The organism is Vibrio sp. 10N.222.49.C9, from assembly GCF_041474985.1.
Lineage (GTDB): Bacteria > Pseudomonadota > Gammaproteobacteria > Enterobacterales > Vibrionaceae > Vibrio > Vibrio crassostreae_C.
On sequence record NZ_JBFRVD010000641.1, the window covers coordinates 1 to 484 of the forward strand.

The following is a 484-nucleotide window of genomic DNA, read 5'->3' on the forward strand; positions in this document are numbered from 1 at the left end:
CGACTATTGGTGTCTACCATTCGTCGCAACGGCGCTAAATTTGGCGTAGACAACTATGCGCACCACCTAAAATCTCTCGATTACTTACAAGAGTTTTCACCTGACTACGTCAAACTAGACTACTTATTTACTCTGAATCTAAACGATGAAAAGACCACAGAAACCTTATCTTCAGTTGCCAAGCTCGCGCATGATATTGGCGCATTTGTCATAGCCACAAGAGTAGAAAACCAAAGACAAATTAATAAGTTAGCCATGCATAACGTCAATGGACTGCAAGGCTTCGCTATTGACACCAAGGATGACAATGAATGAAAGACTCATTACTTCACTCTCTGATTTACGTCAGTCGCTACTACGGCCTTTCAAATTCGCCGGAAGCACTGATCAACGGCTTGCCTCTTCCCGAGGGCATGCTGACACCGATTCTGTTTCCTAGAGCGGCCGAAAGAGCAGGCCTAGTCGCTAAAGAACAATCTGCGCC

The 484-nt window shown here is 45.2% G+C and carries 1 protein-coding gene; it reads left to right on the plus strand.

Translation table 11 applies throughout. The annotated features are described in order from the left end of the window. Nucleotides 1–315, plus strand: a 315-nt coding sequence (locus tag AB4585_RS24850; protein ID WP_372171416.1) for an EAL domain-containing protein, incomplete at its 5' end; no start/stop codon positions are given. Nucleotides 316–484 lie beyond the last annotated feature (169 nt).